This window comes from Butyricicoccus sp. AM32-19 (assembly GCF_003480365.1).
GTDB lineage: Bacteria > Bacillota > Clostridia > Oscillospirales > Butyricicoccaceae > Agathobaculum > Agathobaculum butyriciproducens.
The window spans coordinates 26,452-43,156 of sequence record NZ_QUIX01000011.1 but is presented as its reverse complement, the minus strand read 5'-3'; the positions used below and the strand labels follow the sequence as shown (position 1 = coordinate 43,156).

Below are 16,705 nucleotides of genomic sequence, written 5' to 3'. Positions count from 1 at the left end.
ACAGAAAATAGACAGGTCCTTAGGGCTCCTTTGCTACTGCAATGTGTGACGGAAATGTGTGACGGAAATGTGTGACGGAGCCGGATCCGATGCTGAGTATGCTGGAATGACTGTGCATAGAGCTCATGGAGGTCGAGGTGGACCAGCAGCTAGGAGCAGAGAAAAGTCAGCGCATTGTCAGCATGGTGGTACTTATCGTGTGCGGTGTGGATGAAAACGGTCATAGGGATATCATTGCCGTTGAATCTATGGCCGAAGAATCCGGGAGCTCCTATGGAGTGCTGTTTCAGAATCTGGAGGACCGTGGTCTGTCCACGCCCAGGCTTATCATTTCAGATGCACACGCCGGACTGGTTTCGGCAATTCGTGAATCCTTTCCCGACGCCTCATGGCAGCGCTGCAAGGTGCATTTCATGCGGAATATTCTGGCCTATGTGCCGCAGAAAGAGAAGAAATCCTAATCGTATTCGTGAAGCAAGGCGACGTTCCGGTGTTTCGACGCTTAAAATTGCTTCGGCGCTCGGTATCTGCCGCGATACGGTCTATCGCTGGGAACGTGGCGAAACATTATTGTCGTCCAGCGTCCTGTTGAATCTGGGGTACATTTTTGGTGTAACTTGTGATTGGCTGGTATGTCGTAGCGATGACCCGTATAAAACAGTTGACGGGGTAGATATTCGTAGTGTAGAATCTAATTTAGACATAGGAATCTAATTATACAAAATAAAGATTTTGTATAATTAGCAAACCATCTATCTATTAACAATTAACTGTTTTCATCCTATTTTCTCCAGATACTCTATCATATCAGCCACCGCACGATCATTATTAGAACTTACCATCACATTTACATTTCGCAGCACTTCCGGCTCTGCATTGGCCGGTGCAAACGAAATCTGAGCTTCTTGCAGCATGGATTCATCATTGTAGCTGTCGCCAATAGCAAATACACGTTCAACGTCCGGTAAGTATTCAACAATACTTCGTAGAGCCGAACCCTTATTCACACCTGCGGCTGTGATTTCACAGAATGTCGGCATGCTGGATGTCACATCAAATACATGCGGATACCGAATCAGTAAATCCTGCGTCAGTGCGGTGATTGGTGCCGGTTCACCGGTAAAATTGACCGTACACCAATCCGCAGTTGCGCTTTTTGCAAACTGCTCATTAGAAAGCATCTGATAATCTAAATGCAGCTTGCGCATGTGCTGCAGCGTGTGATCGCTCATTTGCCGAATCAGCGCTGTTTCGGCGGTAAAAACCTCACATCCAAATTGTGAATTATTTAACAATACATGCTCAATCATTTCTTTCGTCTCGTACGGCATACCGGAACAATGCAAAATCTGGCGATTTTCATCGCAAATCAATGAACCATTCATCACACTGTATGGCGCATTGACCGGCAACTGAGCTATATATGTGCCAATAGCATGAGGAGAACGGCCGGTCGCAAGCGACAGCCGTCCTCCCTGTTTCGTAAAATATTGTAATGCGCGCAAATTTTCTGCCGGAATTTGCTTTGAATCATCGAGCAGCGTACCATCCATATCGCAGGCCAGCAGCATACCCTTAAACTTTTTCATTGCATACGCTCCAATTTATCAAGAACTTCAGTAAAATATTGTGGCAGCGATGCCGAAAACTCCATCCGCTCCCCTGTTTTCGGGTGCGTGAGCGTCAGCTTCGCTGCATGCAGACATTGACCGCCGATATTGGAAAACCGGTCTTTTTTCAGTCCGTACACCGGATCACCGATAATCGGATGACCAATAGATGCCATATGTACGCGAATCTGGTGTGTACGTCCGGTCTCGAGCTGAAATGCCATATATGTGTAGCCGTTATATCGTTTGATGACAGTATAATGCGTGATTGCTTCACGTCCGCCCTCCACGATTGCCATTTTTTTTCGATCCGTCTTGTGACGGGCAATCGGCTTATCCACCGTTCCGGTATCATCCTTGACAGAACCAACCACAATCGCTTCATAGCCGCGATACGCCGTATGCGCCGCAATCTGAGCTGCCAAGCTCTGATGTGCGGCGTCATTTTTCGCCACAACGAGCAGACCGCTGGTATCCTTATCAATACGATGCACAATGCCCGGTCGATGTTCACCGTTAATGCCAGAAAGACTGTCACCACAGTGGTACATCAATGCATTTACCAACGTGCCGTCCCAGTTGCCGGCCGCCGGATGCACAACCATGCCGCGTGGCTTGTTGACCACCACAATATCTGCATCCTCATAAACGATGTCCAGCGGAATATTCTCTGGCTTGAGATCAACTTCCTTTAACTCCGGAAGCTGAATCGTAACCGCCTCGCCGCCGACCAGCTTGTAATTTTTCTTGAGCGGCTGACCGTTACAGCTTACTGCCTGCTCTGACAGCAGATTCTGCGCCGCAGAGCGGGTCAGTCCTTCAATCTGCTCTGCCAGCCAGCTGTCGATACGCTTGCCGGATTGCTCTGCCGGAACCGTAAATTGCAATTCACTCATGGTTACTTCTCCGCTTCGCTTGTTTCCTTGTGCTGAAACATAAAATATAGCACAAACAGTACACCACCTGCACAAATGAAGATATCTGCCACATTAAATACCGGAAAATGAATCAGACGGAAGTCAAACATATCGACAACAAAACCGTGTGCTACACGATCAATGGCGTTGCCGAGTGCGCCTGCCGCTACCAGAATCAGCGACCAGCAGCCAAGCTGAGTCTGCAGCATATTCTTATAAATCGCTGTGAAAATGGCAACTGTAATCACAATGGCCAGTACAACGAAAATCCAGCGTGAATCAAACTGCGCGAACAGGCTGAATGCTGCACCGCGATTCTCGATATAAGTCAAGTGAAACACACCATTGATCAGCGGAATGGTCTGCTGTGCCTGCAGAGACGTAAACGCCCAGTATTTCACTGCCTGATCTGCCGCGATCATCAGCAAGATTGCACAAATATAAATCGGCATCTTCTACCTCCAAAACAAAAAGGAGGAACAGAATTGCTCTGCTCCCCCTTGGATTCTTCTTTTAGCCTACAACCTTGGCACAGCGAGCACACAGACCCGGATGCTTTGCATCAGAACCAACGGTCTTAGCCTGCTTCCAGCAACGCAGGCACTTCTCACCTGCTGCGCGGGCAACAGCAATCTTCAGACCCGGCAGATTCTCGCTTGCAACGCCCTCACCGTCACCGGCAACGACATCAAGTTCGGAAACAATGCACAGATCGGCCAGATCCTGACCACAGCCGTTCAGGAATGCAGCCTGTTCAGCGTCAGCGTAAACAGTAACGCATGCTTCCAACGGCTTGCCGATGGTCTTAGCAGTACGCGCACCCTCGAGCGCCTTGTTTACGTCATCGCGGAATGCGGTCAGCTTGTCCCACTTAGCACGATCCTCATCGCTGAAGGACAAAGCCTCGTCAGCCTGCGGCATCTCGTTATATGCTACGTTGCGAGCATCATCCTCAGCAGCGTGCGGCATAGCCTGCCAGATTTCGTCTGCGGTAAAGCACAGGATCGGAGACAGCATGCGAACCAGCGCACTCAGAATACGATAGATCGTAGTCTGTGCAGAGCGGCGGCTCAGACCATCGGTCTCATCGCAGTACAGACGATCCTTGATCACATCGAGGTAGAAGTTGGACATATCAACAACACAGAAATTATGAATTGCATGGAATACGGTGTGGAATTCGTAGCTATCATATCCCTCACGAACCTTTGCAGCAAGGTCGTTCAGCTTCATCAGTGCCCACTTATCCAACTCCGGCATATCTGCGTATGCAACAGCGTTGGTCTTAGGATCAAAGTCAAACAGGTTGCCCAGAATGTAGCGAGCCGTGTTGCGGATCTTGAGGTAGTTCTGAGACAGATGCTTGAGCATGTCCTTGGAAATACGCATATCCTGACGGTAGTCAGAAGAAGCAACCCACAGACGCATTACGTCTGCGCCATACTGCTTGAGGATATCCTCCGGAGCAATACCATTGCCCAGAGACTTGGACATCTTCTGGCGCTCCTCGTCAACGATCATACCGTGGGTGATAACCGTCTTGTACGGAGCCTTGCCCTGCGTAGCAATAGAAGTCAGCATCGAGGACTGGAACCAGCCGCGATACTGGTCATTGCCTTCCAGATATACGTCAACCGGGGTCTTCTGACCTTCGCGGTTCTCGATAACAGCACGCCAGGAGGAACCGGAGTCAAACCATACATCCATGGTGTCGGTTTCCTTGTCGAACTCGCTGCAGCCGCACTCACACTTGGTGCCTGCCGGCAGAATCTCAGCAGCCGTCATGTCGAACCATGCGTTGGAGCCCTTTTCACGGAACAGATCAGCAACGGTCTTAATCGTCTGCTCATTTACCAACGGCTTGCCGCACTTCTTGCAGGTGAAGATCGGAATCGGAACACCCCAGACACGCTGACGGGAAATACACCAGTCGGAACGCTCACGGATCATGGAGGTCATGCGCTCCTGACCCCAACCGGGAATCCACTTGATGTCCTCACAAGCCTTGACTGCGTCATCCTTGAGCGCATCAACAGAGCAGAACCACTGCTCGGTGGTACGGAAGATGATCGGGTTTTTGCAGCGCCAGCAATGCGGATAGCTGTGCACGATGTCCTCGGTTGCGAGAAGTGCGCCGCAGTCATCCAGATCCTTGAGAATAACCTCGTTGGAATCGTCAACAAACATACCCTCGTACTTGCCGGATTCGGCGGTGTGACGGCCCTTGCCGTCAACCGGAACGATAATCGGGATGTTGTACCTCTGGCAAACGATAAAGTCATCAGCACCAAAGCCCGGAGCGGTATGAACACAGCCGGTACCGGCATCGAGCGTTACATGGTCACCGGTGATAACCAGAGAATCACGGTCGAACAGCGGGTGCTTGGTCTTGATCAGCTCCAGATCAGAGCCGAGAACGGTTGCGAGAACTTCCCAGCTGTCAATGCCGGCAGTCTTCATAACAGAAGCAACCAGTTCCTTAGCCAGAACATAAATCTCGCCGTTCGGAACCTTAACGAAATCGTACTCGAAGTTCGGGTTCAGAGAAATTGCAAGGTTGCCCGGAATGGTCCAGGTAGTGGTGGTCCAAATTACGAAATATACATTCTCCTTGGTACCAAGCAGCTTGGTGATAACACCCTTGTCATCGGTTACAGCGAACTTTACAAAGATAGACTTACACGGAACATCCTTGTACTCAATCTCTGCCTCAGCCAGTGCGGTCTCGTCGTGCGGGCACCAGTAAACCGGCTTCTGACCCTTGTAGATATAACCCTTCTTAGCCATCTCGCCGAAAATCTCAATCTGAGCAGCCTCGTAATCGTGGGTCAGGGTCAGGTACGGACGATCCCAGTCGCCGATAACGCCCAAACGCTTAAACTGGGTACGCTGGGTATTGACATGATCGTGTGCGAACTCTTCACACTTGGAGCGGAACTCCGCAGTGGAAACCTTGCTGCGATCCATGCCGTAAGCCTTGATTGCCTGACGCTCAATCGGAAGGCCATGGGTATCCCAGCCCGGAATGTACGGAGCCTGATAACCCATCATATTGCGCGAACGCAGAATAAAATCCTTGAGGATCTTATTCAGTGCATGACCCATATGCAGATTGCCGTTTGCATACGGAGGGCCGTCGTGCAGAACGAAAAGCGGCTTGCCCTCGTTCTTCTTCATCAGTTCATGGTAGAGGTCGTTCTTCTCCCAGTTTTCCAGAAAACCCGGCTCGCGCTTCGGCAGACCGGCACGCATCGGGAATTCGGTTTTGGGCAAATTGATCGTATTGTTGTAATCCTGCTGCATTGTGCAGTATTCAGTCCTTTCGCTTATTTACTTAACGTCCTTCGGGTCGTATTCAGTGCCGAACTGCAGTTCGCCGAAGTCGAATTTACGCGTTGCATCTTCCACTGGTGCATCGCCCTTCCCAGTCGCATTTGTGTTCTTTGCATCTTCAGTCTGCTGTACCGGAGCGAGGTTTTCGCCCTTCGCCAACTCTGCCAATGCTCTTGCCTGCGACTGATACAGCTTTGCTACATGAGCGATAAACTCAGCAGTGTTCTTGCGGGCAGTCTCCAGTTTCTGTTCCTCGGTGTTGATTTCCGCCTGGGTGTCTTTCACCTTGTTTGCGGTTTCATCCTTCGCAGAAGCAATGATCTCCTCTGCTTCCTTCTTTGCCTTGTCGATTGTCTCCTGTGCAATCGACTGAGCGGTCAGTAGGGTACGGTGCATTCCTTCTTCAACACCGCGGTATTCTTCAATTTTATCGACCAGCACCTTCATTTTTGCCTTCATAGCAGCGTTTTCCTTCTGCATCGCTGCAAATTCCTCTGCAACACGCTCGAGAAAAGTATCGACAGACTTCATGTCATATCCGCCGAAAACTGCTTTTTCAAAGCCGATTTCTTGTATTTCCTGCACCGTCATATGTTTTTCCTCCGTCTTTATATCATTTGCCGTACTGACACGGAAAAATGGTCGGGCTGCGCCCGACCAAATCAGCGCCGTTTGTCCGGCAGGCTTAAAGCATATATACCATTTGTTCTAAAACAATCAGAACAAAAAATGCCAGCATAAACGCAAAATCAAACGGACAATTCCGCAGTGCACTCACGCGGCTCAGCAGACTGCGAAAAGGTTGAATGAGCGGCTCGGTAACAAGGCACAGAAACTCGTAGATTTTTGAGTCGCTGCCCTGTACGAACCAGCTCATGATTGCCCGTGCAAAAAACATAAACTGCAGAATGCGCAATAAGCTTCCTACGAAATATATTACCAAGCTGTTCACGATAGTACTCACGATCTGCGCTTAGAAATACATACCGCTGTTTTCCAGTTCGTCGATCAGATCGCCCATAATATCAACATTGTAGGGTGTGATAATATAGGTGCTGTTTGCAACCTTCTTGATCTTGCCTTCGTTTGCATACGCAACACCGCTGAGGAAGTCCACCAGGCGACGGGCAATATCCTTGTTGGTCTGCTCCAGATTGAGGACAACCGTACGCTTGTCCTTGAGATGATCTGCAATCTCTGCAGCCGCCTCAAAGCGATCCGGCTTGACCAGAACCACAGCCAGCTGTGTAGTAGTATTGATGTTTACAACCTTATCGCTTCGATCGTGACGGCGCACCTGAGGCGCGTCCTGTGCATCACTGTCGTACGAACGGTCATAGGATCTTCTATTGTAAGATGATGGCTCGCTATCCATCGCAGGTTCTTCGTTTCTCTGACGGGGCATCTCGTCTTCGTAGTCGTCCTCCAACTCGCTGCCCTTTACCCAATCAATAAAGCCTTTGATTGAACCCATGCCAAGTTCCTCCTTATGTTTTAAGGCGAAACGATCTGATACGGCCGTTTGCCAAAGATCGCCGTGCCCACGCGAACCATGTTCGCTCCGCACGCAATCGCCGTTTCAAAATCATTCGTCATTCCCATAGACAAATAATCCATATCTACATTATCGTATTTTTTCGTCAAAATGTCAATAAATACTTGACGCATTTCGGTAAAGTAGTTTGAATTTTTTGTTTTTTCATCTGCAACGGGAGGAATTGCCATCAATCCGCGGATATGAAGTGACTTTTTTGCGCTCAATTTCACGATCGCATCGTGCAGTTCTTCGGGCGGAAGACCGCTTTTTGCGGCTTCTCTTCCGATATTTACCTCCAGAAGAATATCCTGACAAACACCGCGCTTCTCGGCTTCCTTGGCGATAGCCTCGCCGAGATGAACCGAGCCGACTGACTGAATCAGCGAAACCTTGCCGATCAGATACTTGACCTTGTTGGTCTGCAGCGTGCCGATAAACTGAAGGTCTGCGCCATCGTAGGCGTCCTGTTCATACTTCTCCTGCAGCTCCTGCACACGGTTTTCACCGCACACGCGGATGCCTGCTTCGATGGCTACCTGCACGCGCTCGGCGTCATTCATTTTGGTCGCAGCCACCAGCGTAATTTCACTGGGATCGCGCCCTGCCTGCACGGCGGCATTGTTGACGCGCTCGATCACAGATTTTACGCGTTCCTGCAGTTCTTTCTTTTCTTGCTCCGTCATGTTTTCACCACCATATTGTTTTGCAGATTTTTACCTTGAACGATAACCTGGTCTCGCTCGACCAGCATATCGGAGTCGGTCGCACTCTGTTTGACGACATAATAATCGTCCGCCTCAAACAGCTCGTTAATCATTTTGAATTTCTGTATCGAGCCGCTCAGGATGAACACGCCGGGGATTTGCGTGGTCTTTCCGTCGCTGTCTGTTTGTTCCTGCACGCGGACGGCACTCTTCGGCACCTTGAGTCCGGTGTAGGTCGCAATGATAATTTCGATTGGCTGTTCGCGCATGGAAACCATTTCACTGCTGAATTCTGTGCCTTCCATCACCAGCAGAGCTGTATCGCTGTCACCTTGATGGTTGATGGAATGCACGGTTACTTTGGATTCCATCGAAGCCTGCGTAAAGTTTACCGTCAGCTCCTGACCGACCTGCAGACGCTCGGCCTGCTCGGCCGGAATCTTAGCTGCCAGATACCAGTTGAATCCCTTGACGATCTTGCCGAGCGAATTGCTGTTCTCAGCAGACGGCTGCTGCGCAACGGTCTTGTCAAACTGCTCCACGGTCATCTCATCCAGTGAGGATGGTGTGAGAATACTCTCGTATCCATCCACTACCTCGGAGAAATATCCGGACGAAGATGCAGTAAGTTCCGTGGTCCGGCCGGTAAGCTGATGCTCAAGCGAGGACTGCTCAGAAACCAAAGCGTCACGTTCGGCAGATACCTCGTTGGTATCCACATTGCCTGCCTCACGGCGTAGCGACAGCGTGCGCAGCGAACTTGCGGCGGATGCGACCGAAGAACCGCTGCCTTCCTTCACCTGCTCGGCCAGCTGCTCGATCGTCAGCGTGATGACCTGATCCAGCTTTGCGATGTTTGAGCTGTCCGATGCGGACTGCAGCGCCGTATCCAGAAGAGAAATACGTTCCTCCAGCGGATCGAGCTGTCGGCTCAGGTCCATAGATTCCTGATCGGAATAGATGATTGCCAGCGGTGCGTCCTGCTGTACGCGTTCACCGCTGTACACGATGTGCTTGACCGAGCTTCCCGTGGCATTGTCGATCGGTTCTTCATCGCGGAAGAACCAGCCATCGCTCGTAAAGCTGTCATTAACTGTGACATGCAGAGCCGGTGTGGTCTCCGGTGCAGCCGAAAAAGCGTTAGAAAGACGGCCGCCCAGATAAATCACCATCAGCACTGCCGCAATGATAAATACAACGCGGTTTCCGCCGTCATTCCGCCGTTTTCGCAGCTTGGATTTTGTGCTTTTTGTCTGTTGTCCCATGTAAAGACCTCGTATATGTTCACTGTTCCGCACGCTCCCCTCTCGGTGCATGGAGATCGACTCTATGCTGTGGGATCAGAGTAGAGATTGCGTGCTTATAGATCATTTGCTGTTTTCCGTCGCTCTCCAAAATCACAACGAAGCTGTCGAATCCGCGGACGATACCGCGCATCTGAAAGCCGTTCGTTAAAAATACGGTGATGTTCTGCGCCTGCTGACGCAGTGCACTGAGCATTCTGTCCTGTAAGTTGATTTCGTTTCGCACAATGATTCCTCCAGTTGAAATTACAATTTATGGTATCATTGTACACCGTGGTTTTGAAGATATTTTGTCGTTTCCTGTAAGACGAAAGGAAGTTCTTCTCCACTATTATAATATATCCAGTGGATGCTGTCATCCCTTTTCAGCCAGGTAAGCTGACGTTTTGCATAATTTCTGCTGCGGCGCTTGAGCAATTCGGTACATTCTTCCAATGTTTGCTCGCCGCTCAGATAGCCGAGCAGCTCTTTGTAGCCGATGGCCTGCGCGGCAGTGCCGGTCAGCAGACCGCGCTCCACCAGCCGTTTCGTCTCCTCCAGCAGACCGTTTTCCATCATAAGATCCACTCTGCGGTTGATGCGGTCATACAGAATTTCACGGTCAGACGGGCAAACACCGATCTTGAGCGCATCATACTTTGGCTCCGGGCGCTTGTTCCTGCGGTTAAATTCGTCGATCGTCATACCGGTCTGCTCATACACCTCAAGAGCACGAATGACGCGCTTGAGATTATTCGGGTGCAGACGTTCCGCTCCGGCCGGATCCACCTTAGCCAGACAGTCATGTACCACCTGATTGCCCTGCTCAGCCGCCATCCGCTGATATTTCTCACGCACGGTCAGGTCGGTCTCATCGCCGGAGAATACGCTGCACTCGATGAGCGCGTCCATGTACAATCCTGTGCCGCCAACAACGATCGGTGTCATCCCGCGCGACAGAATATTCTGCGCAGCAGCGTCTGCCAGTTCGACATACCGCGCCACTGAGAACGTTTCGCCGGGCTCGCATACATCGAACAGATGGTGCGGTACGTCCTGTCGTTCCCTCATATCCGGCTTGGCGGTGCCGATATCCATTTCACGATAAAGCTGCATGGAATCCGCAGAAATGATCTCGGTATGCAGTTGTTGCGCCAATGCGACCGATAAGGCGGTTTTGCCGCTGGCAGTCGGTCCGCAGATGCAGATCAAACGGTTTTCCATGCTGTTTCCTCACTTTTTATTGATTTACACGCTTGAACATCTTGTCAAGCTCATATTTGGTCAGACGAACGGTCGTCGGTCTGCCATGCGGGCAGGAACGCACGTTGTCATCGTTCAGCACCCGCTCGCACAGGTCCTGCAACTCGGTCATCGTGGTTGGCTTACCTGCCTTGATTGCCGCCTTGCATGCTACTGTATGAATCAAATCATCCAGACGATCCGGCACGGTGGTACGGCTGTTCATCGCCTTTTCGGCCAATTCACTGATGACGCTCTGCACATCGCCGCTATCCAGATAAGCGGGCACGCTACGTACGGCAAAGCTGTTCTCGCCAAAGCTGTCGATGGAAAAGCCTGCCTGACGGATGTCCGCGATCTGCGACTGCACAGCGGCGGCTTCCTCGCCGGTCAGCTCTACAATTACAGGCGTGAGAAGCTGCTGCTGCGGCATATCGGTCTCCGCACGCAGCTTGTTAAACAGAATACGTTCATGCGCGGCATGCTTGTCGATGAGAATCAAGCCGTCCTTGTCCTCAGCAATAATGTACGTCTGGAAGCATTCGCCGATTACACGCACACCGGCATCCAGCGGCTGCAGGATCTGCGGCTTATCCTTGACCTCCGGTGCGCTGACAGGCGGCACAACAACCATCGGTTCATCTTCCGGCTCCGGTTCCGGCGTATGCACGGCAGGTGTTGGTTCTGCGACCGACGACTCAATCGACTGTGCCATTCGCGGACGAACCGGTTCCTGCGGTTCGTCCTGCAGGATGCGCGGCGCGGACAGATAACTCGATGCACTGCGCGGACGCTCTGCCTTTGGCGGGATAGACACGAGGAAATCTTCTAAATCCGGTGCTTCCTCGTCGTTCTTTACCGGTGCAATCGGTGTTGGCTTGACACTCGGCGTGACAAACGGCTTAGGGTCTACCGGCTTTGGAATCGCAAACCGCTGCTGCTCATGCGTCAGATTATCTTCACGCGGCTTGGCAGGCGCTTCCTTCTCCTTGTGCTCCAGATGCGGCATATTGTCGTTTGCGGCAAGCGCATTCTTGCAGGCAATATACACGACCTCGAAAATCGGCTTTTCCTGCGAAAATTTGACCTCGGTTTTTGCAGGATGCACGTTGACGTCGACCGCCGACAGCGGCAAATCCAGGAAAAGCGCACCAGACGGATATTTGCCGGTGATGATTGCATTGCGATAGGCCTCTTCCATTGCAGCCTGCATAAGACGGCTCTTGACATAGCGGCCATTGACGAAAAAGTGCTGCATGGAACGGTTGGCACGTCCGGCGTGCGGCTTGACAATGTAGCCGTGCACGGTCATACCGTTGCGCTCGGTCGTCGGCACTTCAATCATATTGGCAGTCATTTCCTTGCCGAATACGCCGAACACCGGTGCAATCAGCTTGCCCTTGCCGTCCGACGAGAATACCTGCTTGCCGTCGCGAATGAGCGTGAACGCAATCTCCGGATGGGAGAGCGCCGCATGCTGTACTACGCCGAGAATGTAACCCGCCTCGGTGAAGTCCTTTTTGAGAAACTTCATGCGAGCCGGTGTGTTGAAGAACAGGTCGCGCACAACGATTGTTGTGCCTTCCGGACAGCCGGCTTCCTCCTGTGTCTGAATCTCACCGGCTTCCAGATGCAGGTGCAGACCCGCAATCGAACCTGCCTGACGCGTGAACAGATCAATGCGCGTAACCGACGAAATCGCAGCCAGTGCTTCACCGCGGAAGCCCAATGTGCCGATAGCATTCAAATCTTCCTCGGTACGCAGCTTGCTGGTCGCGTGGCGGCGGAAGGCCACAGGTGCATCCTCTGCCGACATGCCGCAGCCGTTATCCGCAATACGCAGATAGGTAATGCCGCCGTTTTCGATCTCCACCGTAATGCGGGTAGAACCTGCGTCAATCGCATTCTCGACCAGCTCCTTCGCCACAGAGGACGGCCGTTCAACAACCTCTCCTGCCGCGATCAGATCCGCAAGATGCGGAGATAATTCATGAATCACTGCCATTTTTCTTTGTTTTCCTTTCCGGAACAAATCATGGTTGGTCTTTCCTGCCCTGATAAATGATTAAACCAGCTTTTTCAGCTCATACAATGCGTTGAGCGCCTCGATCGGCGTCATGGTGTCCACCTGCAGTGCACGCAGCCGCTCTGCGACTGCGTCGCCGGAGAGCGAATCTATCGTAATCTGCGGAACGTCTTCCGGTTCCTCGGCTACGGCGTGCAGCTCGATTTTCGGCATAGTGGATTCCAGATCCGCCAGCACAGCCTTTGCCCGCTTGATAACCGGATTCGGCACACCGGCCAGCTTTGCAACCTCAATGCCGTAGCTGTCATCCGCGCCGCCGCGCACGATTTTGCGCAGGAACGTAATGTCATCACCGCGCTTTTTGACCGCGATATTGTAATTCTTGACGCCCTTGACCAAATCTTCAAGCACGGTCAGTTCGTGATAATGCGTTGCAAACAGCGCGCGTGCGCCGATGCGCTTTTTGTCCGCTACATACTCTACGACTGCGCGGGCAATGCTCATGCCGTCATAGGTAGAGGTGCCGCGGCCAATCTCATCCAGAATAATTAGGCTGGACTTGGTAGCGTGCCGCAGAATATCCGCGACCTCGCTCATCTCCACCATGAAGGTGGATTGACCGCTCGCCAGATCATCCGACGCGCCGACACGGGTAAACACGCGGTCTGCCACGCCGATATGCGCGGACGAGGCCGGTACATACGAACCAATCTGCGCCATGATGGTAATCAGTGCCACCTGCCGCATATAGGTGGATTTGCCTGCCATATTCGGGCCGGTGATGATAGCGACGCGGTTTTCCTTGCTGTCGAGCAAGGTGTCGTTCGGGATGAACAGACTGTCGGACAGCATTTTCTCAACAACCGGGTGACGGCCGTCCTTGATGTCAATGCGGTCGGAAAAATCCACCACCGGACAAACATAGTTGTTATCACATGCCACATCAGCCAGAGCGCACAGAACGTCAAGCGCTGCGATAGCCTGCGCGGTTTTCTGCACGCGGTGTACCTCGGCGGCAATCTGGTCACGCACAGAGACAAACACCTCATACTCGAGTGCGGTCAGCCGCTCCTGCGCACCGAGCACGGTGCTCTCGAGCTGTTTCAGCTCCTCGGTGATATAGCGCTCGCTGTTCGCAAGCGTCTGCTTACGAATGTAGTTCTCCGGGACCGCCTCCGCATTGGAGCGGCTGACCTCAATATAATAGCCGAACACGCGGTTGTAGCCGATTTTCAGCTTGCTGATACCGGTACGCTCGCGTTCCGCCTGCTCGATTTCGGCAATTTTACCCTTACCGCCGGACGCAAGGTCGCGCAGACGGTCAATCTCCTCGTTGAAGCCCTTGCGGATCATGCCGCCTTCCCGAAGAAGAATCGGCGGCTCATCCACGATGGCCTGCTCGACCAGCGCGCGGATGTCTTCAAGCAGATCAATCTTGCCGGTCAGCTCACGCAGCATAGCCTGTCCGAACAGAGCAGCCTGCGTTTTGATCTCCGGCAGGCAAGAAATTGCCGCCGACAGCGCACGCAGATCACGGCAGTTTGCAGTGCCGTAGGCTACGCGCCCAATCAGGCGCTCCATATCGAACACCCGCTTGAGTGCGTCCGTCAATGCCGTGCGGGCAATTACATCGTCACACAATGCACCTACCGCCTGCTGACGGCGTGCAATATGCAGCGGATTATACAGCGGTTTTTCAATCCACTGACGAATCAGGCGCGAACCCATTGCCGTGCGCGTGTGGTCAAGCACCCACAGCAGCGTGCCCTTCTTCTCCTTGGTGCGCATAGTCTCGCAAAGCTCGAGATTGCGGCGTGCGATCAGGTCAAGCTCCATATACTGGCCTTGATGGTACACCTGCAGCTGATTCAGACTGGAAAGGCTGGCCTTCTGCGTCTGCTCGAGGTAATCCAGCAGACCGCCGAGGCACTGCACAGTGCACGGCAGGTCGGTCAGACCGGCAGCGTCAAAGTCCTGCACCTTGAAGTGCTCCTGAATGCGTTCCGCACTGCGCTGTGCCTCAAAGCACTCCTCCGGCATCGGCTCGATAAGCGCCTCCAGACGTTCCTTCAGAAAGGACTGAAGGCTGTCTGCAGAAATGGCTCCGCCGCCGACCAGCACTTCACGCGGCGCAAAGCGTCCGAACTCGCTGGTGATGTCATTCCAGTTATCCGAGCCGGTCGCGTACACCGAACCTGTCGTAATATCAGCAAAGCATACGCCGACAGAACCACCGGCTGCATATACGCAGCCGAGAAAGTTGTTCCGATTTTCATCCAGCATGGAGGCTTCCACGACCGTACCCGGTGTCACGCGTCGGATGATCTCGCGCTTGACCAGACCTTTTGCCTTTTTCGGGTCCTCCATCTGCTCACAGATCGCGATTTTGTAACCCTTCTGCACCAGCTTGGCAATATAGCCTTCCGCGCTGTGATACGGCACGCCGCACATCGGTGCACGTTCTCCCTGACCGCAGTCGCGGCCGGTCAGCGTCAGCTCCAGCTCGCGGGAGACCAGCTTGGCATCGTCAAAGAACATTTCGTAGAAATCGCCCAGACGGTAAAACAGAATATAATCTTTATTTTTGTTTTTGATCTCAAAATACTGCTGCATCATGGGCGTCAGTTCAGCCATGTTCTTACCTCTTTCTTATAATTTGTGTGCAAACAGACAGCGAAGCGAGGTTTTCTCGATCTCTGCCTCGATAAATTCACCGATTTTGATATCGTCACCGCGTACGCAGACAAGCAGGTTGCCCTCGGTACGGGCGGTAAACGGATATTCCGGTCCTTTGGCATTGCCGTCTACAAGCAGCCGCAGCTTTTTGCTCTGATACGCCGCCTGCTTTTCAGCAACGATTTCATCCTGCGCCTTGAGCAGTCGCTCGAAGCGGCGCTGCTTGTCCTGCTGTGTTGCGTTATCCTCATAAGAGGCCGCGGGCGTGCCCGCGCGGGGCGAATACAGAAACGTAAACAGCAGGTCAAAACGGGTGTCCTGCACCAGCTTTAAGGTGTCCTCAAAATTCTCTTCCGTTTCGCCCGGAAAACCAACAATAATATCGCTTGACAGCGTAATATCCGGCATTTTCGACCGTGCATCCGCAATCAGCGACTTGTAGTGCTCTGCCGTATAGCGGCGGTTCATACGGTGCAGAATCTCATCGCTGCCAGACTGGAACGGCAGGTGCAGCTGCTTTGCAACCTTATCGCACTCTGCCATAGCAGAAAACAGTTTGGGAGACGCGTCCTTCGGGTGGCTTGTCATAAACCGCAGCCAGAAATCGCCGGGCACGGCGTTGAGACGGCGCAAAAGATCGGCAAAATCCACGTCAATGCCAAGGTCCTTGCCGTAGGAGTTGACGTTCTGCCCGAGCAGAGTAATCTCCTTATAGCCTGCATCGACCAGCTCGCGCAGTTCCTTTTCGATCTCCTCCGGTCGGCGGCTGCGCTCTCTGCCTCGCACATACGGCACGATGCAGTAGGTGCAGAAGTTGTTGCAGCCATACATGATGGACAGCCACGCCTTCGCGCCCTTGGCACGCAGCACCGGCAGGCCTTCGGCAATATCGTCCTCGCCGCCGATGTCAAATACGCGTTTTTTCTCGGTCAGCACGCGGTACAGCAACGACGGAAATCGCCAGAGCGCATGCGTGCCGAACAGGAGATTTACCTGCGGATAGCTTTTCTTGATCTTCTCGACATTCTTCTCCTGCTGGGCCATGCAGCCGCACATTGCAATAACAATGTCCGGCCGCTCTTTTTTCAGGTGGCGGAGTGCGCCGATGTTGCCGAACGCACGATCCTCGGCATGCTCACGCACAGCACAGGTGTTGAAAAGAATAAAATCCGCCTCATCCGGTGTATCGGTCATTTCGTAGCCCATTTCGGACAGCATACCGCGGATACGCTCGGTATCCGCCTCGTTCTGTTGGCAGCCAAACGTATGCGTATAGGCTTTGGGACGCTTGTCCCCCAACAGGCGGGCTACCGCGTCAATATAGGTAAACTGCGACTGCAGTTGTTCTTCGGAAACATTCTGAGTTGCCATGAAACT

General features: G+C 52.5%; 15 protein-coding genes and 1 pseudogene. 2 read left to right on the top strand and 14 right to left on the bottom strand.

Annotation, left to right across the window (positions count from 1 at the left end; genetic code table 11):
* Positions 1 to 170: 170 nt before the first annotated feature.
* Positions 171 to 458, top strand: a pseudogene (locus DW806_RS10015) (transposase); the annotation flags it as partial.
* Positions 433 to 714: a helix-turn-helix domain-containing protein gene (locus tag DW806_RS16090; RefSeq protein WP_158578346.1), complete on the top strand. Its 282-nt coding sequence runs from the start codon at positions 433 to 435 to the stop codon at positions 712 to 714. The pseudogene DW806_RS10015 and the gene DW806_RS16090, both read left to right, overlap by 26 nt.
* A gap of 62 nt (positions 715 to 776) precedes the next feature.
* Here DW806_RS16090 and DW806_RS10005 read toward each other — a convergent pair whose 3' ends face one another.
* The 14 genes from DW806_RS10005 to miaB form a co-directional block, all read right to left on the bottom strand.
* On the bottom strand, positions 777 to 1,589 hold the full coding sequence (locus DW806_RS10005; RefSeq protein ID WP_118729853.1) for a Cof-type HAD-IIB family hydrolase: 813 nt from the start codon (positions 1,587 to 1,589) through the stop codon (positions 777 to 779).
* Entirely contained in the window at positions 1,586 to 2,506 is a 921-nt protein-coding gene (locus DW806_RS10000; protein WP_118729852.1) for an RluA family pseudouridine synthase, read from the bottom strand. Before DW806_RS10000 ends, DW806_RS10005 begins: the two co-directional genes overlap by 4 nt.
* 2 nt (positions 2,507 to 2,508) lie before the next feature.
* Positions 2,509 to 2,979 (bottom strand): signal peptidase II, encoded by a 471-nt coding sequence (gene lspA, locus DW806_RS09995; protein WP_110436776.1) that lies wholly within the window; start codon positions 2,977 to 2,979, stop codon positions 2,509 to 2,511.
* A 61-nt stretch (positions 2,980 to 3,040) separates the two neighbouring features.
* Entirely contained in the window at positions 3,041 to 5,830 is a 2,790-nt protein-coding gene (gene ileS, locus DW806_RS09990) for an isoleucine--tRNA ligase (RefSeq protein WP_118729851.1), read from the bottom strand.
* Between the two features lie 27 nt (positions 5,831 to 5,857).
* Entirely contained in the window at positions 5,858 to 6,451 is a 594-nt protein-coding gene (locus DW806_RS09985) for a DivIVA domain-containing protein (protein ID WP_117488033.1), read from the bottom strand.
* 94 nt (positions 6,452 to 6,545) lie between these two features.
* Positions 6,546 to 6,812, bottom strand: a complete 267-nt coding sequence (locus DW806_RS16085; RefSeq protein WP_147356920.1) for a YggT family protein — start codon at positions 6,810 to 6,812, stop codon at positions 6,546 to 6,548.
* A gap of 21 nt (positions 6,813 to 6,833) precedes the next feature.
* Positions 6,834 to 7,334 carry a cell division protein SepF gene (locus DW806_RS09975; RefSeq protein WP_243022707.1) on the bottom strand — a complete coding sequence of 167 codons (501 nt, stop codon included), beginning with the start codon at positions 7,332 to 7,334 and terminating at the stop codon, positions 6,834 to 6,836.
* A gap of 20 nt (positions 7,335 to 7,354) precedes the next feature.
* On the bottom strand, positions 7,355 to 8,080 hold the full coding sequence (locus DW806_RS09970; RefSeq protein WP_118729850.1) for a YggS family pyridoxal phosphate-dependent enzyme: 726 nt from the start codon (positions 8,078 to 8,080) through the stop codon (positions 7,355 to 7,357).
* Positions 8,077 to 9,366: an HlyD family efflux transporter periplasmic adaptor subunit gene (locus DW806_RS09965; RefSeq protein WP_118729849.1), complete on the bottom strand. Its 1,290-nt coding sequence runs from the start codon at positions 9,364 to 9,366 to the stop codon at positions 8,077 to 8,079. The genes DW806_RS09970 and DW806_RS09965 overlap by 4 nt, the downstream gene beginning before the upstream one ends.
* Positions 9,367 to 9,385: 19 nt before the next feature.
* The gene (gene hfq / locus DW806_RS09960) at positions 9,386 to 9,634 is read right to left on the bottom strand and encodes an RNA chaperone Hfq (RefSeq protein WP_199667438.1); all 249 of its coding nucleotides are present in this window, start codon (positions 9,632 to 9,634) and stop codon (positions 9,386 to 9,388) included.
* Between the two features lie 32 nt (positions 9,635 to 9,666).
* Positions 9,667 to 10,608, bottom strand: coding sequence for a tRNA (adenosine(37)-N6)-dimethylallyltransferase MiaA (miaA, locus tag DW806_RS09955; protein ID WP_118729848.1), 942 nt, complete (start codon positions 10,606 to 10,608; stop codon positions 9,667 to 9,669).
* Between the two features lie 16 nt (positions 10,609 to 10,624).
* Entirely contained in the window at positions 10,625 to 12,631 is a 2,007-nt protein-coding gene (mutL, locus tag DW806_RS09950) for a DNA mismatch repair endonuclease MutL (RefSeq protein WP_118729847.1), read from the bottom strand.
* 60 nt (positions 12,632 to 12,691) lie between these two features.
* Positions 12,692 to 15,286, bottom strand: coding sequence for a DNA mismatch repair protein MutS (gene mutS / locus DW806_RS09945; protein ID WP_118729846.1), 2,595 nt, complete (start codon positions 15,284 to 15,286; stop codon positions 12,692 to 12,694).
* A 15-nt stretch (positions 15,287 to 15,301) separates the two neighbouring features.
* On the bottom strand, positions 15,302 to 16,699 hold the full coding sequence (gene miaB, locus DW806_RS09940) for a tRNA (N6-isopentenyl adenosine(37)-C2)-methylthiotransferase MiaB (RefSeq protein ID WP_118729845.1): 1,398 nt from the start codon (positions 16,697 to 16,699) through the stop codon (positions 15,302 to 15,304).
* Positions 16,700 to 16,705: the final 6 nt, after the last annotated feature.